The sequence below is a fragment of the Weissella soli genome, assembly GCF_001761545.1.
GTDB classification, from domain to species: domain Bacteria; phylum Bacillota; class Bacilli; order Lactobacillales; family Lactobacillaceae; genus Weissella; species Weissella soli.
This window is the reverse complement of sequence record NZ_CP017326.1, coordinates 16,815-39,066: the sequence shown is the minus strand read 5'-3', so window position 1 is coordinate 39,066 and position 22,252 is coordinate 16,815. Positions and strand designations below refer to the sequence as shown.

Sequence of the window (22,252 nt, the reverse complement as noted above, 5' to 3'; positions counted from 1 at the left end):
CACGCATTCTAAAACCTGTAAAGTGATTAGGGCGTACCACCATCGCCACACAAAAAAACGAACCCAGCGATGAGCTCGTTTGCACGGGACTAACTTTATTTAGGCTAACAAGGCTAATGTTCTAACTCAATCATAATGGGCGCATGGTCTTTGCGCGCACCAGTATCAATGACTTCAAACGACTTGACGGTATCTTTAATTCGCTCTGAAACGAGATAATAATCAATGCGCCAACCCGAGTTGTTAATCTTTGAGGTCTTACTAATCTGTGCCCACCAAGTATAAATATTTTCAGCCTCTGGGTTTTGGTAACGGAAAATATCTGTAAACCCAGCATCTAACAACTCACCAAATTTCACCCGTTCTTCATCGGTAAAGCCAGCTGAATGGTGATTAGTCTTTGGATTCTTCAAATCAATTTCTTGGTGTGCAACATTAAAATCACCACTAAAAATAACTGGCTTTTGCTCATCCAAAGATTGGATATACATACGATAAGCATCATCCCAAGCTTGGCGATCTGTCAAACGTGCCAAATCACTACCTGAGTTTGGCGTGTACACTGTTGATACAAAGTATTCGGCAAATTCCAAAGTGATGATACGTCCTTCTTGATCCATCTCACCTGGGGCCCCAATTTCGGGGTACGTGACACTCACTGGTGCCTCCTTCGTCAGCATCATCGTACCTGCATACCCTTTACGGGCAGTCGAAAAGCTCAAAAATTTATGATACTCCGGAAATAGTTCCTCGATGGCCGTAGCTTGTTTCTTGGTTAGACCAGTTGGGCGTAACTTAGTCTCCTGAATAGCCACGACATCCGGTGCCATTGTGGCGATATTTTGCAAAGTTTCCCAAGTCATTTCACCACGAGCAGAACTATGCTCAACAGCTGCATTAATGCTATCAATGTTCCACGAAATTAACTTCATACGATTTCCCTCTGTTTTAATACTAACGTCTCTTGGACATACCAAATGATATTCTATGCTTTATTATAATAAAAAACAGCCTCGTCTCTCAAATAGAGTGCAGGCTGTTTTCGTGACTGCTTTGGGCCACCATTCCCGCCACAATCTTTTCACCATAAACCTATTAGTTACCACCACAGTAACTAATCTGTCCCATAAGCTCAGGCTCATCACTTCCTGAGCTTTTTTCCTCCGATTACTAGCGGCTCCTTCACCTTCCGCTAGTAATCATCGTCAGACAGCAGGGCATCGCACCCTCAACTGATTGCTCAGCTGCAATCCTGGATATCTTACCTTCCTGACTAACTGCATCCCTGACGACTTACATATTATAGCACTACCACACGATTTTTGTATCGATATTAAGGCCTAATGCATGGGCGATTTCAGAATTAAAATCAGCTTTGACTGTCTTGTCATGGACCACAGCTGGTAATTGCTCAGGTTGCAGATCTAAAAATGCCAACGCCTGTCCATCCCAATTGTTTGTGGACATGTTGTACATACCCGAACGGGCAGCGGTACTGGCCACCGTCTGGTTCGCTCCCGTCCAAGTATAAATCAAATAATCACGAAAACTCATGATGTGTTTGATGCTTTGATACGTGGTCCCCACCTCGTTTTTGAGCCATAGTAACATGGCAATCGGTGAATTATATGTGATCATTGCCCCACTTTTTGCCTCTAATTGCGCGATGATGCCGTTCGCTCGCCCAGCTTCAACATACTTTTTTGCCCGTTGATCTGAACCATCTAACAAGGTATGAATGGGATTGAATAACTCATCAAGCACAAACCATTCATCGATGGTTGTGTGCACATGCAGGTCTTTGATTTTACCACCCGCTGGAATCTTGGCAATCGCAGCTTGCAATTGCCCATTAATCACTGAAATTGCCTGTGATATCGGTAGACTTTTCAGAGCATCTTGAAAACTACTCTCACAGCGATAGATTTGCGAAGTCATCACTTCATTTTCATCAGTAACTTGGACATCTAGTTGCAATGGGGTAATTTTCAACACGATTCGATAATTCATTATTATGTCCTTTCAATTGAAAAAACGGCCGTTATTTTTCTAGTTAGACATTCCAAGCGTCCAGCTTAGCTGTGATGGCTTGATTAACTTCTTTGTTAACTTCCGTCGTAACCTTGGTGATAATCTGTTTTTGCAGTGCTTTTTGCGCATCCGTGTCTTTAGCAAACTTTTTATTCACCTTAATCTTAGCTGCCATTTGTGCTTTAACTTCTTTAGTCACTTCGCTATTAATTTTAGCCTGCGTATCGCTAGTTAATGCCGTGACTTCTTTGAGCTGTTTTGACGTCACCACGTGCCAAGTCTTTGGCAAGCTAAATGTGTACTTACTATCAACTAAGGTGTTATCTGGTAACCCAATCAATAACAGTTTACGCCAAAATGAAGTCGCATTATAAGCGACCTGCTTACTCTTTAAAGTAGCCTTTGGGGCATTCCTAACAACGCGGGTGGGCACACCATTGGTCACTGTCTTGTAAGCTTTATTATGCATCATGTAGTGGTACTGGGCTGAGCCATTCTTTGCTTCACTAATCGTAATAAAGTTAAAATTGGACACCGTGGCCTTTGGTTGAATTGCCACTGACTTATTGATTTCTTGCTTCACCATTCCGAAATGATGTACCTGTGCTTGCTTGATGCCATACCAATCAACCGCGATTAATAACACACCAAAAATCATCAACACCCAACGTAAACTGTGCGTGCGATAATAACGATATGCTACAAATAGTAATATGAAAAAGCCAAGCGCCATTAAAATGTACATGGTGAAACCTCCGATATTCCTCATTTCAGTATAACATATCAGCGCATACCCACTATATAGCGAATATGCGCTGATACGATGCTGCAATTTAATTCTTGACACGGTAAAATTCAAACCAGCTGAATTCCGAAATTTTTCTGAACCAAGTGGTGTGAATAAATAGCTCTAATCTGCCACGGCCCAATGATTAATCGGACCGTACTTATGACCAACCTCAATCTCGTGGGTAATCGCTGCTAATGTCAACTGCTTAGCCAGCTGAATGGCTGCCTTCACTGAATTTCCTTTGGCAAGTTCGGCGACAATGATTGAAGATAATGTATCGCCTGTACCATTAATGTGGTCCGTATTCACAAACTTTCCTTCTAACCAGAAACCCTCACCATCAGCTAATAACACGTAATCACGCACCATCTCCTGATTGGCATCAATGCCATGCTGTCCCTTGACCATGACATTTTTAACACCAAGCTGTTGAATCCTTTCAGCAGCCCTCATTTGATCAGCTGGACTTGTGATCTGCATATTTGCTAAAATCTCGGCTTCATAAAAATTGGGGGTGGTGACATCGGCCAGAGGTAATAATTCTGCCTTAAGTGTGTCCACCGCTGCTAACTCCAACAAGGTAGCGCCATGCTTAGTCGAGATGACAGGGTCAACTACTAGGTAACCAAAATTGACCCGTTGCAGGTTCTCAGCAACGTTATGAATTAACGTTGCATCGGCTAGCATCCCTGTTTTAGCTGCCTTTAGTTCAAAATCGTCATTTAACGCCTTAAACTGGGCATCGATAAAGTCTAATGGTAACGCATGGGCCGCGTGAATCCCGTATGAATTACCCGCCACTGCGGCGGTCAAAATTGACATACCATGCGTTTTGCGGGCGAAAAAAGTATACAAATCAGCTTGAATGCCAGCTGAACCATCACTGTCTGACCCACCGATGGTAACGACTTGTGGAAACTCATTGATCATTTATCAATCCTCGAAAGTTTTCTAATTTAGCTTTCATTATAAGCTTTATCTGTGCACATTCACACTAATTTCATTACAAATACCCTTTTGTTTACACACAAAAAAGGCCTACGCGAGAATAATCTCACGTAGGCCTTTTATCTTCACTTAGACGCAATCAACGGCAGTAGATTACTTAAGTGCAGTCCACTTCCAGTCAGTGAATTCTTCGATATCACGACCTTCGTTACGAGTAACTTCGAAGTGCTTTGCCAAGATATCATCCATCTCCTTGAAGAAGACAGCTGCCTTAGCTTCATCAACTACACCGTTTGCCAATAATGCTTCAACAGCATCCTTAGCTTGGTTGAAACGATCCAATTGTGAGTAAACACGCATGTCGTAAGTAGTAGTGATGTCACCATCTTCACGGTAACCGTGAACACGCAATCCCTTGTGTCCGCGCTCGTAGAAGAATGATTCAATCAAATCTTCATAACCGTGGAATCCGAAGACAACAGGAGTACCATCTTCACCAAAGAATGCCTTGAATTCGTCATCTGACAATTCGCGTTCTTGGTTCATAGCACCTTGCTTCTTTTGCAAACGTTGCAATTCAACAACGTTCACATAACGCATAGCAACTTCTGGGAAGGCTGCGTTAACCAAGTTCAAAGCTGCCAAAGTTTCGATAGTTGGTTCAACACCAGCTGATGCGAAGACGATATCTGCCTTACCTTGAGGAGCAGTTGATGCCCAGTCGATAACCTTCAAACCTTCGTTAGCCAACACTTCAGCTTCTTCAGTTGAGAACCATTGTTGACGAGGTTGCTTTGAGGCAACGATGTGGTTAACCTTGTGACGTGACTTGAAGGCACGGTCGAAGACAGCCAACAATGTGTTAGCATCGGCTGGCAAGTATTGACGAATAAAGTCAGCCTTCTTTTCAGCCAAGTGTGTCAACATTCCTGGATCTTGGTGAGTGTAACCGTTGTGATCTTGTTGGAAGACAGTTGACGTTGAAATCAAGTTAAGTGATGGATAGTCATTACGCCATGATTGCTCTGAAGCGTGACGCAACCACTTGAAGTGCTGAGTGATCATTGAATCTACAACACGCAAGAATGACTCGTATGATGCAAACACACCAACACGACCAGTCAAAGTGTAAGCTTCCAACCAACCTTCAGCTTGATGCTCTGACAATTGAGCGTCCAAGATACGACCTTCATGAGCTTCGAATTGGTCGTTTGGTTCCTTCACTTCTTCCATCCATTGACGGTTAGTGACATCAAACATTGACCATAGACGGTTTGACATCGTCTCATCAGGTCCGAAGATACGGAATGACGTTGGGTTCAACTTTGAAACTTCAGCGAAGTAAGTTGACAAAACGTTCATGTCCATGTTGCGTGATGAGTCAGCCAATTCAGTTCCACGATTGTCAACAGTGATGTCATTAGTAAATGACTTCCAGTCTGGCAATTCAAGGTTCTTAGCTTCTTCACCGCGGGCACGGCCACCGTTAGTCACTGGGTTAGATGCCATACGGAAATCACCCTTAGGGGCAAGTTCTGCAAGCTCTTCCTTCAATGAACCATCAGCGTTGAACAATTCTGCAGGCTTGTATGAGTTCATCCACTCTTCAAATTCTGGCAAAGTACCCAACTTCTTTTGTGACAAAGAAAGTGGAACTTGGTGAGCACGGAATGAGTTTTCAATTGGAGCACCAGTCTCGTCATGAGTAGGTCCACCCCAACCCTTTGGCAAACGAGCGATAATTACAGGCCATGGAGCAACAGTGCCATCGACGTACTTACCTTCTTCGCGGGCAGCCTTTTGGATGGCTTGGATATCTTCGATAGCCTTGTCAAATACCTTAGCTGACAACTCGTGGTATGCTATGTAATCGTGGATATCGTCGTTTTCGATGAAACGAGGTGAGTATCCCAATCCTTCGAAGAACTTTGTGATTTCTTCGTCTGACATACGTGAGAAAATAGTTGGGTTTGAAATCTTAAATCCGTTCAAGTCCAAGATAGGCAAAACAGCACCATCGTTCTTAGGGTTAATGAACTTGATTGAGTGCCATGCAGTCATTGCAGGACCAGTTTCAACTTCACCGTCACCGATAACAGTGAAGGCGATTTGATCAGGGTTATCCAAGATAGCACCAGTTGCGTGTGACAATGAGTAACCCAATTCTCCACCTTCATGCAATGAACCTGGAGTTTGAGCAGTCATGTGTGATCCAATTCCACCAGGGAATGAGAACTTCTTGAACAACTTTGACATACCCTCAATATCTTGAGTGATTTCTGGGTAGTTTTCAGTGTATGATCCGTCCAAGTATGAGTTCGTAACCATAACTTGTCCACCGTGACCAGGACCACCGATGTAGAACATGTGCAATCCGTACTTGTTAATCAAACGATTAGCATGAGCGTACAAGAAAGTTTGTCCTGAGATAGTTCCCCAGTGTCCAATAGGCTTAATCTTAACATCATCCGGTTGGATAGGTGTATTAGTAACTGAGAACAATGGGTTGCTCTTCAAGAAAATCATACCTGCTGAAAGGTAGTTGGTAGCACGCCACCAAGCATCAACCTTAGCAAGGTAATCCTTTGAATCAAAATCTACTGCCATTTTGATTAGATCTCCTTATAAATTGAGAAATTAATATTACTGTTAAAGGACAATTCCCCTAACGACACTATAATGATACCAAAGTTTCCTTTGACTTACAATAAAAAGTGACAAATTGGAGCGGTCCAATTTGGTCCGCCCAATTTCCCATTCAATCTAAAATTCAGCTTTGATGAATATCATTCACCTTCCATCGAAACAAATGAATTGTAGTGCATGTACTTATAATGAATTCGCATTGTACCAACTTCAAACGGCGTCCCATCATCTAAAAAGAAAATACCCGACATAATTCCCACCGGTTCATTTTCTGAAAGATCCAATAATTCACGATCCTCCGCATTAGATGGTTCAACAGTGACGGTCATGTATGACTTCGTAACTGCCTTATTGGTCACTGATTCTGTGTAATGAAAAATGGAATGTTTGAAATCATCGGCATTCATCAGGGGCACAATTTTAACGGGAATCACAGCGCGCTCAATCATGAAATTCTGATCCTGAAGCCGGCGCAACCGCTTCACTGCCCACACTTCCTCGCCTCGTTCCAAGAATAAGGCGCGGCGCGTTTCATCATCGGCTGCCCACCGTTGAACGGACAATAATTTAATCGCCGGTGCCTCGCCATTAAAGCGAAATGAATCAGAAACACCCAGGTTGGTGCCTTCTGATTGGAACATTGTTTGGTTTTTTAAATATGATGGATTGACAAAAGTTCCTGAACCACGTTTTTTGAAAATGATGCCTCGTGACGCCAGAACAGTCAACGCCCGTTTAATTGAACTACGTGATACATCATAAGCCAGCGCTAATGAACGCTCATCCGGTAATTTTAAATCTTCGAATTCTTTATCATTAATCCGTTTTTCTAAATCTGCCATAATACGTACATAAATCGCTTCTTCTGCCATGTTACCATCCCGTCTCTAATTACTTATTTATCTTTGATAAAACATTCTAACACAAAAATGGTCCCACCAAATCAAATTGGTAGAACCATTTTCCCGTTGTTAATTTTTGCGATCGTTAATCATAAAGGTCATTGCCAAAATCACCAACATCAGAATGGTCATCACCCAATAAGCCATTCGAATACCTTCCATTTGCGCAGCCCGACCATCCATACCACCTGAAATATGCAGATTGGTCACAATACTATAAATGGTAATCATAGCCGCCGTTCCAAACGATGCAGCAACATTACGGATTGTGGTAAAGACCGCTGATGCATCCGGCATCAAGGATAATGGCACTGCATTGAAAGCTTCGGTTTGCATTGGCATCAATACCATTACTAAGCCTAAGTTTCGTAGGATCTGCCCGGCAACTGGTAGCCAGATTGGCGTATCGATTGACATGAAGGCAAAAACCACCGTCCCCATGGCCGCAACTAACATCCCCAAGGGGGCTAGTTTACGAACCCCATAACTGTCATACCATTTACCACTCGCTGGCGAAAGTATCGCCGTCAGAATGGCCCCTGGCATCAAGGCCAGCCCCGAAATCAGCGCTGAATCTCCTTTAACATCTTGAATATACAATGGCATCATCAAGGATCCACCATACAACGCGGCCATCAACACCACATTAATGAGTGTGGCCACCCAGAAATTATGATAACGGAAAACATCGAAATTCAATAGCGGGACATGACTGTGGGTCTGTTGCCAGACAAACAACATCGTCACGGCCATTCCCAAAATAATGAAGCCCCAGACATTCGGCGATGCCCATGAACCGTCACCTGCATTAGAGAAGCCGTACAGTAGTGAACCTAGACCAATCGAAGATAGAATCACACCTAAGAAATTGAACTTCAAAAACTTTTGTTCACCAATATTTTGCAACAAGAAAAACGCTAAAATCAAATCAATAATGATCAGCGGTGCCACGCCCAAAAAGAGCCAGCGCCATGAAAAATTAGACACAATAAATCCAGAAAGGGTTGGTCCAATGGTAGGCGCAAAATTTAACGCCAACCCAATGATTCCCATTGCTGAACCACGGCGTTCAATGACGAACAAATTCATGACCACCACGTTCATCAAGGGACCAAAGACCCCGGAACCAATGGATTGAACCACACGTCCAGCAATCAAAACCCCATAATTAGGGGCAAATCCGGCAATCAACGTTCCCAGCGCAAAAATGGCCATCGCCCATAGGTACAGTGTCCGCGTCTTGAGCCGTTGAATTAAAAATGCTGTTAACGGTACCATGACACCGTTAACTAACATGTAACCATTTATCAGCCATTGTCCAAGTGATGTACTAATATGAAATTCTGTCATAATACTTGGCAAGGCCGTGTTCATTAGCGTTTGATTTAAAAATCCCAGGAACACACCGGCAATTAAAATAATTAATACCTTGCGATCTCGTTTACTCAGGGTATCCATTCATACCTCCATTTTTTTATTCTGATAAATAGTCGCGACTAGCCCACTCATCCTCGAAAGCAGCCACAAATGCCCGCATCACCCGATCACGTTTTTCACCGATCCGCTTGGCTTCGGTGGTATTCAAGTAGTCTTTTAATAAAAAGAGTTTCTCATAAAAATGATTAATCATCGTTTCACCAGTGGGATCTCGATACTCCGCCTTAGTTTTTAGTTCACGTGGTGGCATAGTTGGGTCGTATAAAGCATGGCCAGCCTGCACACCGTATTGAATCACCCGCGCCACTGCAATGGCTCCAATGGCTTCGAGCCGATCGGCATCTTGCACAATTTGACCGGCCAATGTGAGTGGTTCCGGCTGTCCAAATCGTTGCTTACTCCAGGACATATTATCAATGATTTGAAAAATTTCACTTGCTTGTGCTGTCGTGACACCAATCTTATTCAAAAAAGTCACCACGTTTTGTTTGGCAATAGCGACATCTGCCGTTAATTTATCATCGTAAGTATCATGCAAAATACCTGCAGCTAATGTAATAAATTCATCCGCAGTTGGTTCAGACTTTAAGAGATGTGTGATGAGTAGTCGCACACGATCAATATGGTCCATTCCGTGGCCGGTCTGATCAGTTGCCAAAATCGACTTAGTAAAATCGTAAATGCGTTCAATTTGCTTTACTTGCTTTTCCTGCACAATGCGCCTCCTGTTATTTAGATCAATACGGTGACAATTAACCAAAGAACACCAATGGTCCCGATAAATATGCTAAAGAACAGCACGATGGGGACAAGGAGCATCTGAGATATTAATATATAATCTACGCCCATTATGGCTAAAATACTAGCTAAAATGACCAATAAACTGATATAGAGCATTACGCCAGTCCAAGCGCCGCGCCAATCAGCACGGCTGAGATGCATCCCCAATCCTAGATTCACGGTTAATAGCACCCAGATGACGATACGCCACCACGGTTCAGTCAAAAACACATCCCAGCGTAAGTCCACGAGGTCAAATAATGCCGGCCATAACCATTCGGTGATGAGAGCTATCGCGCCACTAATGCCAAATACTGGGGCAATACCAATAAAAAAATTACCCATTTGTTGATAAATATTACCTGGGGTCCATACATGTGAGACATATCCCATGCGGCCTGCGTGGTCACCCACAAAGGGACGTTGCAAAAGCCGCATGTCATCAATTTTATGGCCAAACAGCAATGCCATCCCCGCATGTGATAATTCATGGACTATTGTGCCTAGTCCACTAAAAATCACTAAGCTATTTTCCCCTAATTTTGTTCCCAAATGACCATTAATGTGGGCGACCAAGACCGATATCATCGCACTACCTAGGACCGGTATCCCCAATAACGCCACAATCACGACAAAAAGAAGTTGGCTAAAGTCAGTCACTATTGCCATCCTTAGTTTGGATATCTGCAAATTCACCGTGCACAAATTCGGCTAATTGCTGAGCATCCACACGAATTAAACGACCTAATTCGCCACCTGAAACCGTAATTGTGCCCATTTCCTTGGCGGCATTATCAAAATAAATGGGGAATTTTTTTGTTTGCCAGATACCCACTGGGTTATTGGCTCCATGGACATAGCCGGTCGTTTTCTGGAGATCTTTCGTTGGGATTAAAGTCACTTTTTTGTTACCTGATACCGCAGCCAATTTTTTCTCATCTAAGTGAGTTGTTGTTGGCACCACGCCAATCACCGGGCCAGTGACGTTACCGATCATCGCTAAAGTCTTATAAATCTGCTGTTCTGCCAAGCCATATTGCTCTAACACACCCTCTTGATGCTTGATACCACCCTCTAGCACAATACTGTCGTATGGAATTTTGGCCTTATCTAGGATTTGTTCAACTAAAATCTTTTTAATACGTTGCTTTTTTGCCATGTTTTGTCTCCTTATCAATTTAAATACGGCCAATTTTTAAATGCTGGCAGTAAGTAAAAAAGCCATCATAAAACCGATAGCCTTTTCATAATACTATGAAAACCAATACCACCCTGTCAGGGCGACGATTACCAAGCCGTAAATCGTATACTGCATCCGACGTAAATCACGTCCGAGCACAATCAACGACACCGCTGCAAACAATCCGACAATTGCTAATAAAGTATGCGCCATCTATTCTTCCTCATTTTGATTATAGCCCCAAGCTTTGGGAAAAGTGACCTCACCGTCCATTTTCATTAAGGCCCCTGGATATAGATCTTTCACCATGAAATAATTCAGATCCATGTTAAAACGCGGCTGTAAGGTTGTTGGTATTTCATTCGGACTGTGATAGCCAAACCGACGCCAATAGTTCGGCCATCCCATGACGATTACGGCGGCATAGCCGGCATAACGGGCACTCACTTCGAGTTCTTCGGCAAGGCGCCACCCTAAGCCACGCCCGCGAAATTCCGGAATGATGACCACCGGACCCAAGACACCAATCCGTCCCGCGTCACGGTTTTCCGCCACCTGCGCATCAGACAACATACCATAACCAATAATCTGGTTATTAAATTTGATCACAATCTCAATTGGTAGCTGACCATTTGGCTGCTCAATACGAAGAGCCCGGACTTGTTGTTCTTCAATGAGTGTACTATAAGTAGCTTCATCGAATGAACGCCGAATCACTTGGTCAATTTCAGTATAATCTTGCGGTGTGGCAAAATGAAATGCCATTTCATTCAACAGTGATGATGCTGATAATTGACGCACCGGATATCGGTCAAAAATGTACCCCAACTGTTGCATAAATCGTAATTTTTGCGCGTCACTTTGCCGGCTATCTTCATCACGATCAGTTGAAGCAATCAAGGCAGCAAAAACATTAAACAAGTCGTATGTATTCAGAACAAAATAATCCGGCATCGTGTGCACAAAATTATAAATCGACGGCAGTTCATGGCCAATTAATTCTTCAACAGAACTTTTGGGAATAAAGACAATCGTTAGTTGATCAATTAAAAAAACTGGTTCAACAACATCAGCGCGGGAAAACCCCAACCCATACATCGTCTCTTCAAGGGCCGCCGCGTTGTTAAACTGTTCATCTTCAATAATCATTGGTGTGACATAGGCATTTAGATTGTATCCAGAAATAATTTCTAGTGCGAATGAACCCGAAATAATCGGCAAAATATCATGCAAATTTAACTGTGCGACTACCGATTCAAACAAATCAAAACGTTGACTTTCCATATTTCGAGCTCCTTTCGCCATTCGTTACGCTGTAACGATTATACCGTACATTGTCTTAAAATAAAAAAAGGCAACTGAACAAAAACCCGTCAGTCGGAGAAAATTCCAACTGACGGGGTTTTGTTCAAACACTCATCGCGTTGACCTTTATTATTTTAAGCTTTTGCTTTAATTTCGCGTTCATATTGCAACCATGCTGGAATCAGGAAGGCTACCGATGCAGTCCAAGCTAACGGATTTGCAAAACTAGCTCCCCAAAAGCCAAAGACACTGACTAACCCAAAAGCCGCCACTGTCCGCGCAACCATCTCGCCAATCCCCGCCAAAGTTGGGGTACGCGTGTCACCTAACCCTTGAATGGCATAGCGTAACACAAATAATACCGCCAAAATGGCATATAAGGGGCCGTTCGCATAAAAGAAGATTTGCGCTAACTTCATCACACTGCCGGCTGCCTGATCAGATTGGTCAACAAACAGTTGTACTAACCAATGACCGCCGAAGACTTCACCAATCCCTAGCAGGATGGCGACACCAATACTCATCATGAGAGTCTGTCGCATACCGACTAAGATACGATCGTACTGACCAGCACCATGATTTTGGGCCACGTATGTTGCCATGGTCACCCCAAATGACATCAATACTAAGACTACTAACTGGTCGACTTTACTGGCCGCTGCATTCGCTGCCACCGCGTCGGTGCCAAGCGAATTCACAGCTGCTTGTAACGTGACCGAACCAATCGCAATAATTGATTGCTGAAACCCCAGTGGCAACCCCGCAGCTAAGTGCGCCCGGATTTCAGCGCCATCCCAAACTAAATCTTGACGCGATAGGCGTAGCGTTGGGATAAATTTATAGACATGCCACACACTCGTTACCGTTGAAACGCCATAGGCAATCACTGTTGCAATCGCCGCCCCAGCTACGCCCCAATGGAACACCAAAATGAACAAAAATTCCAACCCGATGTTTAATAACATCCCAACAATTAGGTGATAAAGGGGGGCATTACTATTGCCCACGGCACGCATGGCATTCGATATGACGTTATATCCCATTTGTGTGGCGACACCACCTAAGATGATCACGATAAACGTGTGCGCCATATCTAAAATTTCATGAGGGGTTTGCATCAGGATTAATAACGGCCGCACGCCCACCAAACTGATGATCGTTAAACCAATCGTAATAATAATTGAGGCTAAAATACTTTGCCCAAACGACTTTCGGACACCAGCAAGGTCCTTAGCACCAAAACGTGTCGCCGTAATAATTGACATCCCCGAACTGAACCCACCAACAAAGCCCAATGATAAAAACATAATCGCCCCGGTTGAACCTACAGCCGCGAGCGCGTCGACCCCTAAAGTTTGCCCAACAATCAGGGTATCCACGAAATTGTACAATTGCTGCATCAAATAACCCAAAATGATTGGGAAGGTGAACATCAAAATTAATTTCGTTGGATTGCCTTTCGTTAAATCTTGCATAATTAATTACTCCACTTAAAATTAGTCACTCTACTCATCATAAACAAATCAAACCAATATAAAAAGGACAAATCCGTAAAGACTTATCCTTATTACAAATTCTGATGACACTTGCCGTCAGATTAAAGCAAGATGTTCATATCAGCTAATTGCTTTTGTACTTCTTTGTGGTTCATGAATTGTTCGTACGTCATATCGGCACGATCAATTGACCCTTGGTCAGAAACAGCTACCACGTGGTTAGCAATTGTTTGGGCGAACGTGTGGTCATGTGATGTGAAAATCAAAGAACCCTTGTAATCAACCAATCCATCATTCAATGACGTGATCGACTCCAAATCCAAGTGGTTAGTTGGATCGTCCAGAATCAACACATTGGCCTTGGTTAGCATCAACTTTGACAACATCACCCGGACCTTTTCTCCTCCAGATAAGACATCCAATGACTTTTCTGAATCTTCACCCTTGAACAACATCCGGCCCAACAATCCACGTAGGAAGGTGTTGTCGTTTTCTTCCTTTGACGCGAAATCGCGCAAGAAGTCCAAGATTTGCATTTCTGGCTTTTCGAAGTTTTCAGCCATGTCCTTTGCCAAGTAATCACGTGAAGTTGTGACACCCCAGGTAACTGTACCAGTATCTGGCTCAATACGACCGGCTAAGATATCCAATAATACAGTGGCTGTGGCATCAGATTGTGCCATAATCAAAGTCTTATCATCTGGTGACAAGGTGAACGTGATGTTATCCAAAATCTTTACACCATCGATCGTCTTTGAGACACCTTCAACCCGCAACAAATCATTTCCGATTTCACGTTGAATATCAAATTTAATATATGGATACTTACGGGTTGATGGACGAATATCATCAAGCGTAATTTTATCCAATTGCTTCTTACGTGAAGTCGCTTGCTTTGACTTTGAGGCGTTCGCTGAGAAACGTGCAATAAACTCCTGCAATTGCTTAATTTGCTCTTCCTTCTTGGAATTAGCTTGTGATTGTAGACGCAAAGCCAATTCTGAAGATTCCTTCCAGAAGTCATAGTTACCCACGAATAACTTAATCTTACCAAAATCAACATCCAAGATCATTGTTGAAACGGCATTCAAGAAGTGACGATCATGGGAAACTACAATCACTGTGTTTTGGTAATCAGCCAAGAAGTCTTCTAACCAAGCAATCGTCTTAGTATCCAACCCGTTTGTTGGTTCGTCCAAAATCAAAATGTCAGGGCTACCAAACAATGCTTGCGCCAACAAAACCTTAACTTTAGTTGTTTCTGGTAGATCACCCATCAATGAGTAAGTATCAGCATCAGAAATACCAACGTTACGCAATAATTGCAAAGCTTCAGTTTCAGCATTCCAACCATCAAGCTCTTCAAAACGGGCTGATAATTCACCAACCTGAATCCCATCTTCATCTGTAAATGGATCGTGCAAATAAATGGCGTCCATCTCAGTCTTCACTTCGTATAATTCCTGGTGTCCTTGCAAGACTGTATCCAGAACTGTAAATTCATCGAACGCAAAGTGGTTTTGGACGAGTGATGACATACGCTCGTTTGTATCCATCGATACCGTTCCAGTCGTTGGGGCAAGCTTACCTTCCAACACCTTCAAGAATGTTGACTTACCAGCACCGTTGGCACCGATAACTCCGTATGTATTACCTGGTGTAAATTTTAAATTTACGTCGTCATATAGTTTCTTGCCTGAAAAGGCCACTGAAACATTTGATACTGTCAGCATGAATCGTTTTCCTCGTTATTTTTAATGTTAACCCCTATATTATCATACTTTCAAGCCAGCAAAAAACCGAGAATGTAAAATAACATCCTCGGTTCGCCTAATTTTCAGCTATTTTTTGTGCAATCAAGCTTGTATATTGGATCGATCCTTGCACGTTAGGGTGAACTTTATCCGGCCCTAACCATTCAGGATGTGCCTTGGCTGCATCTGGCCAATCAATCAAATGTAAGTTAGCATATTTTTTTTGCGCAGCCAACAAGACACTGTTATTACCACTAATCCATGCGCGATCAGCCGCAACACCTACCCAATAAACTTGACGTTGACTACCAGCGGCAGCCATGACTGTCTGCACTTGTGCTGGAGAAATAGCGCCATTTGTGCCAATCACCATCAACAAGTTTTGGGCCAAAGTCCCTTTGGCAGCCATTTGCTGGACCAGCGTCACCGCCTCATTAGGCTGGCGACCAACTTGGCCATCTACAACCGTACTGGGCATCAGCTCTTGGAGGCTCGGACCAGCGTCTAGCAACACTGAGTCACCAATCGCAGTCACCGTTTTAGACTTGACTGCCTGATATTGCGTATCTGTCAAATTATATTTACGGGCGACTGCTGAAGTTGCGCCACCCGCGATTGAAATCGCACCTTTAGCGGTACTTGCGGACTGACTACTTGTTTCCTCAGTCTGACTCGTCGCTTTTTTGCCAGCCTGCTGTGCAGACAAGGCCTTAGCGTTTTGTGCGGCTAATAATTTTTTATTCTGCTTCAACCGCTGTTCCAGCTTCGTTGTTGGCTTAGGACCACTCGCTTGGGGTGTCAACACACCTGATGTTGCCATCACGGCCATCATCATCACGAAGGCTGTATAGATGCGGACTGAATCAAAATTAAAGATATTTTCGACACCATAGTACCGTTTGAAGACCTTTTCAATGAATTGATAACTCAATTCAGCCAAAATTAACACAAGCACAATCTTCCATAACCCGATTGCTAGGTGATGATTATGCTTTGTCCAGATATCGATAAACACAAACACTGGCAGTTGATAGAGATAGATACTATAGGAACGTGTTCCGATATAGTTCAATAGGCGGTTATTTAACCAGTGACTAAACACTGTTGCCGGATGGGCCGTCACCCCAATAATCACGGCAATATCGAGCGATGCTAAAAACATCACGCCATAGTAGGTACCCGCCCATTCACCATTTAAGGTAAAAAATAAGAACACTAGCATGGCCATGGCCAAGAACCCCGCCAAATTGAGCAACCGCCTAGTCTGTCGCTTAGCGCGCCCATTTAATTTGGCTGACGGCCAAACAAAGGCCAATGCTGTACCAATCAATAGCGCAAACAACCGTGTGTCTGTGCCATAGTACGCACGATTAATGTTAGTCGGATTATAATAAATGGCCATTAACAGCGCCGAGATCAACGCTAAGCCCATTAATCCTTGCGCAACACGTACGCGCGGCACTTTTAATTTCAACAATAACCACACAATTAATGGCCAAACCAGATAAAACTGCCCTTCAATCGATAACGACCATAGGTGGGTAAATGGCGATGCGCTGCCCCACTGCTCGAAATAGGAATCACCATTAACCGTGGCCCACAAGTTGTAGACGTAGGTTAAATTAGTCACGAGAATAGCCCGCAGATTATATAACAAAGGACGCGCAAAAAATGCGATCGCCGTGGCCGTAGCTAATAACATCACCACTAACGCCGGATATAAGCGCTTCACACGTCGTAAATAAAAACTACCAAAACGGATGGTGCCCGTCTTTTCAAATTCTTGAATTAAAATATCAGTTATCAGGTAACCCGATAACACAAAAAACAAAGGGACACCCAACCATCCGCCGGTCATGACATTTGGCCACAGATGGAAGATAATGACCCCGATTACAGCGATGGCACGTAATCCGTCAAATCCTGTAATATATCGTCGTTTATTACCAATCCTGTCAGCCATGGTCTCCCCTCAAATACTCACTCATCATCCCTTATTCAACACCCTATTCCAGTTCACTTGAACTGTTTACTGCATTCCATAGTTTAACAAACACATTACATTTTTTCAACAACATTTCAAATTAAAAACATTGCAATGTTTTTCAACCCATCATTCATGCTTTTGCAGGTGTCAATTCACCTACAAATAGTAACCTACTACCGCATTCACCACAGACATACCAGTTAACATCCAAACGACGTTGCCGTAACAATTGATGGCCATTTGTACATTTATACACCAAATAATGTGTCGCTCGGCGACGCGTCTGCGATGTCTGTGGTGCAAAACGTGAACCACCAACGCGCAACAATTCTAGTTTGAACGCTGCATCCTTATGTTGATAAGGCCGACCACTCAAATGATTATGATAGTGGACTAATTCGTGCTTAATCACCCCAATGAGCGTTGTCTCATCAAATTCGGATAACATTAGTGGATTGATTTCAATATCATGCGACTTTATCAGATAGCGACCGCCCGTGGTCCGTAGACGAGCATTAAAGTAGGCCCGATGTTGAAAAGGCTTATCAAAAAAATTGCGCGACTGTCGCGCGACTAAGCCTTGTAATTCTTCGTCTGTCATATGTGCTTCTTTCGCTTTGGCAATTGAAAATGCGTGGTGCGTTTAATATTGGGCTGGAGCTTAGCAGCAGTTTGCGCTGAACGATGTGTTAAAACATCCCCTTCCCGCCAGATACCATTTCCCCCATATTGTTGTTCAAATTGGGCCTCATAAAAGCGAGCAAAATAATTCACCAAGGCGATGCCTAGGTCCGTCACTCGTACTGGTTCATTGCGTGCACTCAGTAAATTCTGTGACAATGCAAAATCAAGCCAAAGCGTATCCTCATCATGAACTGCCTGATATTGATCACCTTGCACTACAAGCCAATGTTTACCATGGCGTTCAAGTTGTTGCCCAGTTGGCTGTAGCCACCATCTCAAAGTCGTGTACAGTCGAAAAGTAAAGGATTGTAATCCTTGGTTAGTCATCCATTTGCGGGTCCATTGACCAACTTCAGCTGCGTCAGCCAAGAATTGTGTCTGTAATTGATCAAACTTCAACTCATGTTGTGCCAGTCCACTTGCGATACGTAAAATCCTGAATTGCGCTGTCTGACGCCCCACCATGACAACAAAGATACCTTCATCAACACGACTACTCTGTACAGTGACTAATTCAACCTGCGGATCAGTGACCTTTTGCACCTCTTGTTGGACAAATTGTTGCCAGGTCCCCCGACTGACCTGTTCTGTATGTTCCTTGAATTGTACCAACACTTTCTGATGACGTACCGGTGAAACGTATGTCTGAAACACAGGTGCTCTTAGGTCTAGGATTGAAACATCAGTTTGCACACTTGTGGCGGCATCAAAATCACGCCCCACACGGACGCCACCATGATTATTTACTTGTTTTCGACGTCGTTGAGCCATGATATTCTCCCTCTAAAAATTAATGGTATACCTAATTGTCATTTCAAACCGTACCAGCTAGCTATCGACTGCCCCTGAATAACTGTGCTTTACTCATTAATATAAAAGCGGGCTCACCTAACTGGTTTGCCCGCTTTGATCAAATCCGTACTTTAACCCCTACGTCCACGTGAACGCCCACCGTAGAGGCTTTCACGCCGTAATTCCATGTAAAATTCAGCCATCGTGGCACTGTAATACGGATATACCCAAATTGCAGCTAACCCAAAGGTCAAAACAATCAGCAACCACCAACCTATAAAACTTAAGTTCAAAGTGAAGTATTGCATTTTATGACCACGCATCAATTCGCGTGAACGCGTAATGTACTCATTCATTGATGTAATTTTGACACCATTTTTGACATCATCAGCATAAATATAGGTTGCTTGTGAGTATGAAATACTCTTGATCACCCCTGGTATCAAAAATAATAATGACCAAAGGATGGTAAATAAGTAACGCATACCCAATAAGACAATGGTGTCCACAACTGTGTCACCATACCAGAAACGCAAGCTATCTTTAACCGGGGTCGTTGGGGTTGCTTGTTCACGTGACCAATTGATGAAGCCCCACACTGTACCTAACCCAAAGACACCGACGATAACTTCCTTCATCAAGCCACTAAAAATCCCAGTACTCACCAGGGTGCGAATCCCTTGATTTGAAAAAACATCAACCATGATGCCACCATTATGTAAGCCATTACTACCAAATATAATATACGTAAATAAAAAGATGAACAAAGTTAGCAAAAAGCTCGTTTTGAAATTACCTTTCACGCGCTTCCAGCCACGATACCTTATATCATAATTATCTTTCATCCCATTTACTCCTAATATGTACACTAATCTAAATTATTAGCACGATCCACAACACAATCAATTATATCAGAAAAAGTCGTCCAAATATGTGCATTGGACGACTTTTTAGAACTGGGGTAGTAGGATTCGAACCTACGCTACAAGGTACCAAAAACCTCTGCCTTACCACTTGGCTATACCCCAATGACTTTTAACAATAAAACATTGTAAAAAGTCTGCCTTGAATTGTCAATTACTAATTAACCCCTTGCATCAGTTTATGCACCGGCCGCGCCAGGAACACCAATAGAATTCCTAACAGAACGGCGACCCCACCAAAAGCTGCGAAATAGGTCACCTCATTGTTAGCCGTGTACAAACCGACAAATTGCGCATTTAATGCTGAGCCTACCGCTGACGACAAAAACCACATCGACATCATTTGTGACATGTACGCTTTCGGCGCTAGTTTAGTCGTGGCACTCAGGCCAACTGGTGAGATCAACATTTCACCAATAATCACCAACGCCCATGAACCGACTAGCCACGTTGGCGAAACTTTCACCGCGGTCCCAAACAACAACCCAGGCAACGTCAATAATAAAAATGATGCGCCCGCAAACATCAAGCCGATTGAAAACTTCAATGGGGATGAAGGTTGGTTTTTGGTCCATTTCGTCCATAGCCATGCAAAGAATGGTGTATAGAGCATAATGAAAAATGGATTCAAGGATTGAAACCATGAGGCGGGAAAGTGAGTCGTATCAACACGCGTCTTTGCAAACGTTGCTAAGACCACTGAGCCTTGTTCTTCAATTGCCCAGAACAAGACCGCCGCCAAGAACAACGGAATGTAAGCTACTACTCGTGATCGTTCAATGGCATCAATTTTGGGTGATGTAATAATTTGGACAAAGTATCCCAACGGTACCAAAACCGCGATCACCGTCATTAAGTTAATATATGCCTGGATATCGGTCCATCCCATTAAAATCATCAAGATAATAACGAGCACTAAAATGATGAACCCAATGAGCACCTTTAAAATCAAAGGACGAATTTCTTCGGTTTGCAGCGGATCATTGGGATAAAGCGAATCTTCATGAAGATTTTTTTTACTCCCAAAATGATATTGAATTAACCCAATTAGCATACCAAATGCTGCCAAGCTAAAGGCTAAATGATAGCCAAACCTTTCCTGCGTTGCCCCAACAATTAATGGTGCCAGGAATGCGCCGAGATTAATGCCAAATACAAAAATCGAAAATCCAGCGTCACGCGCATTATCCCCTGTTTTATACAGTGTTCCAACCAAAGAAGAGACATTCGGTTTTAATAATCCAGTGCCTAAAATGATCAAAAACATCGAGGCGAACAACGCTGGTGATCCAAATGGCAATGCCAATAACATATGGCCAAGCATGATCAGCACACCGCCATAAAAGACAGTCTTGCGCGCGCCCAAGATACGGTCAGCAATGTAACCACCCACGGCGCCGCTAAGATAAACCATCGAGGCATAAATGGCCATGATCGAGGCCGCCACCGCCCGTGTAATATGCAAATCACCGGTACTAATCAAGTACCACATGTAATAAAGCAAGATAGCTCGCATACCATAGTATGAAAAGCGCTCCCACATTTCAGTCATAAATAGTGTCGCTAACCCGCGCGGCTGACCGAGAAACTTTTTATCTTGTTCCACAAAACACTCCTAACAGGTCCGCCACACTAATACAGCAATGCATTAGGCGACCTGACCTCAGACGATAAATATCACACATAATCTTACGCTAAATCTAGTATACATTCAACTTTTCCCTATATGATAGGCATTTAGTCAATTTTTTTGTTATCCTATCCTCAAGGAGAATCCGTATGACAAAAATTGCCTTTTCGAGTGATAACCATTTTGACATTAACAAACAAGATTTACCCGCCGTCATCGCTGCCCAAACCGAATTTCTACTCACCAATGCAATTGAACAATACTACATCGGTGGCGATTTATTCAACGACTTCCTAAAATCAACTGCCTTTGTTGAACAACTTCAAGCACAACTGGGGCACCATACAACTGTTTATTTTATTGCCGGTAATCATGACATGGGGCGTCATGTGACTTTTGCTGAACTTGAAAATAATCCTAATCCCCACTATATTCACAATCAAATTGTACCCATCAACGATCACTGGCAGGTTATTGCCAATAATGGTTGGTATGATTATAGCTTTGCCTCCGGTCCGCGCAAGGAAGATGTGGCTGTTTTTAAACGGGGTTTGTATTTCGACCGTGTGATTCAACAGCCGATGTCAGACCTTGAACGAACGGACCTATCACTGCACCAAATCGAAACAGCTTTAGCAAAAGCAACCAAAAAAACCATCATTCTCCAACATTTTGCACCTATTGGGGATGATTTAGCCTATCCGGCTGATGATCCCCGTTGGCTAATGATTAATGGCGTCATGGGTTCAAAACGTTATGGCGAATTGTTTAAACAGTATCCTGTCATCAAAAAAGTAATTTATGGCCACACCCATTTTACGGTGCCCGTGCGCGTTAAAGATGCGATTACTTATCAAAATGTCAGCGTCGGTTATAATCATCACCGGCTAACAGAATGGACGGCGGATACCTTCATCCAATCATGGATAAATAAACTTTCAATTATGGTGTTGACAGATTGATAGAA

General features: G+C 43.2%; 20 protein-coding genes and 1 tRNA gene. 1 reads left to right on the top strand and 20 read right to left on the bottom strand.

Going from position 1 to position 22,252, the window contains the following annotated elements; translation table 11 throughout:
* Window positions 1-113: 113 nt before the first annotated feature.
* The 20 genes from WSWS_RS00210 to WSWS_RS00120 all read right to left on the bottom strand — a co-directional run bounded on the left by WSWS_RS00210 (window position 114) and on the right by WSWS_RS00120 (window position 21,207).
* The gene (locus WSWS_RS00210) at window positions 114-932 is read right to left on the bottom strand and encodes an exodeoxyribonuclease III (RefSeq protein WP_070229373.1); all 819 of its coding nucleotides are present in this window, start codon (window positions 930-932) and stop codon (window positions 114-116) included.
* A 376-nt stretch (window positions 933-1,308) separates the two neighbouring features.
* Entirely contained in the window at window positions 1,309-2,010 is a 702-nt protein-coding gene (locus WSWS_RS00205; protein WP_070229372.1) for an FGGY family carbohydrate kinase, read from the bottom strand.
* A gap of 43 nt (window positions 2,011-2,053) precedes the next feature.
* Complete coding sequence (locus WSWS_RS00200) at window positions 2,054-2,776, bottom strand: DUF4811 domain-containing protein (RefSeq protein ID WP_070229371.1); 723 nt, start codon at window positions 2,774-2,776, stop codon at window positions 2,054-2,056.
* A gap of 165 nt (window positions 2,777-2,941) precedes the next feature.
* Window positions 2,942-3,751, bottom strand: a complete 810-nt coding sequence (gene thiD / locus WSWS_RS00195; protein WP_070229370.1) for a bifunctional hydroxymethylpyrimidine kinase/phosphomethylpyrimidine kinase — start codon at window positions 3,749-3,751, stop codon at window positions 2,942-2,944.
* A 171-nt stretch (window positions 3,752-3,922) separates the two neighbouring features.
* Entirely contained in the window at window positions 3,923-6,376 is a 2,454-nt protein-coding gene (locus tag WSWS_RS00190) for a phosphoketolase family protein (RefSeq protein WP_070229369.1), read from the bottom strand.
* A gap of 179 nt (window positions 6,377-6,555) precedes the next feature.
* Complete coding sequence (locus WSWS_RS00185) at window positions 6,556-7,287, bottom strand: GntR family transcriptional regulator (RefSeq protein ID WP_070229368.1); 732 nt, start codon at window positions 7,285-7,287, stop codon at window positions 6,556-6,558.
* Between the two features lie 99 nt (window positions 7,288-7,386).
* Window positions 7,387-8,775 carry an MDR family MFS transporter gene (locus WSWS_RS00180; protein WP_070229367.1) on the bottom strand — a complete coding sequence of 463 codons (1,389 nt, stop codon included), beginning with the start codon at window positions 8,773-8,775 and terminating at the stop codon, window positions 7,387-7,389.
* Between the two features lie 16 nt (window positions 8,776-8,791).
* Entirely contained in the window at window positions 8,792-9,469 is a 678-nt protein-coding gene (locus WSWS_RS00175) for an HD domain-containing protein (protein ID WP_070229366.1), read from the bottom strand.
* 17 nt (window positions 9,470-9,486) lie between these two features.
* A complete protein-coding gene (locus tag WSWS_RS00170; RefSeq protein ID WP_114981349.1) occupies window positions 9,487-10,194 on the bottom strand; it encodes a hypothetical protein in 708 nt (235 codons plus the stop codon).
* Complete coding sequence (locus WSWS_RS00165) at window positions 10,187-10,693, bottom strand: aminoacyl-tRNA deacylase (protein ID WP_070229364.1); 507 nt, start codon at window positions 10,691-10,693, stop codon at window positions 10,187-10,189. Before WSWS_RS00165 ends, WSWS_RS00170 begins: the two co-directional genes overlap by 8 nt.
* A gap of 93 nt (window positions 10,694-10,786) precedes the next feature.
* Window positions 10,787-10,927: a hypothetical protein gene (locus WSWS_RS08145; RefSeq protein WP_164699406.1), complete on the bottom strand. Its 141-nt coding sequence runs from the start codon at window positions 10,925-10,927 to the stop codon at window positions 10,787-10,789.
* The gene (locus WSWS_RS00160) at window positions 10,928-11,998 is read right to left on the bottom strand and encodes a GNAT family N-acetyltransferase (RefSeq protein ID WP_070229363.1); all 1,071 of its coding nucleotides are present in this window, start codon (window positions 11,996-11,998) and stop codon (window positions 10,928-10,930) included.
* 155 nt (window positions 11,999-12,153) lie between these two features.
* Window positions 12,154-13,494, bottom strand: coding sequence for an MATE family efflux transporter (locus tag WSWS_RS00155; protein WP_070229362.1), 1,341 nt, complete (start codon window positions 13,492-13,494; stop codon window positions 12,154-12,156).
* Between the two features lie 122 nt (window positions 13,495-13,616).
* Window positions 13,617-15,248, bottom strand: coding sequence for an ABC-F family ATP-binding cassette domain-containing protein (locus tag WSWS_RS00150; RefSeq protein ID WP_070229361.1), 1,632 nt, complete (start codon window positions 15,246-15,248; stop codon window positions 13,617-13,619).
* A gap of 97 nt (window positions 15,249-15,345) precedes the next feature.
* Complete coding sequence (locus WSWS_RS00145) at window positions 15,346-17,232, bottom strand: acyltransferase family protein (protein ID WP_070229360.1); 1,887 nt, start codon at window positions 17,230-17,232, stop codon at window positions 15,346-15,348.
* A 154-nt stretch (window positions 17,233-17,386) separates the two neighbouring features.
* The gene (locus tag WSWS_RS00140) at window positions 17,387-17,857 is read right to left on the bottom strand and encodes a SprT family protein (protein WP_070229359.1); all 471 of its coding nucleotides are present in this window, start codon (window positions 17,855-17,857) and stop codon (window positions 17,387-17,389) included.
* Complete coding sequence (locus WSWS_RS00135; RefSeq protein ID WP_070229358.1) at window positions 17,854-18,711, bottom strand: hypothetical protein; 858 nt, start codon at window positions 18,709-18,711, stop codon at window positions 17,854-17,856. Before WSWS_RS00135 ends, WSWS_RS00140 begins: the two co-directional genes overlap by 4 nt.
* A 152-nt stretch (window positions 18,712-18,863) precedes the next feature.
* On the bottom strand, window positions 18,864-19,577 hold the full coding sequence (locus WSWS_RS00130) for a DUF975 family protein (RefSeq protein ID WP_070229357.1): 714 nt from the start codon (window positions 19,575-19,577) through the stop codon (window positions 18,864-18,866).
* Window positions 19,578-19,688: 111 nt separating this feature from the next.
* Window positions 19,689-19,760: transfer RNA gene (locus WSWS_RS00125), tRNA-Gln, on the bottom strand.
* A 52-nt stretch (window positions 19,761-19,812) separates the two neighbouring features.
* Complete coding sequence (locus WSWS_RS00120; RefSeq protein ID WP_210726314.1) at window positions 19,813-21,207, bottom strand: peptide MFS transporter; 1,395 nt, start codon at window positions 21,205-21,207, stop codon at window positions 19,813-19,815.
* Window positions 21,208-21,434: 227 nt separating this feature from the next.
* Here WSWS_RS00120 and WSWS_RS00115 point away from each other — a divergent pair, with 227 nt between their 5' ends.
* Complete coding sequence (locus WSWS_RS00115) at window positions 21,435-22,247, top strand: metallophosphoesterase (protein WP_070229355.1); 813 nt, start codon at window positions 21,435-21,437, stop codon at window positions 22,245-22,247.
* The last annotated feature ends 5 nt before the right edge of the window (window positions 22,248-22,252 follow it).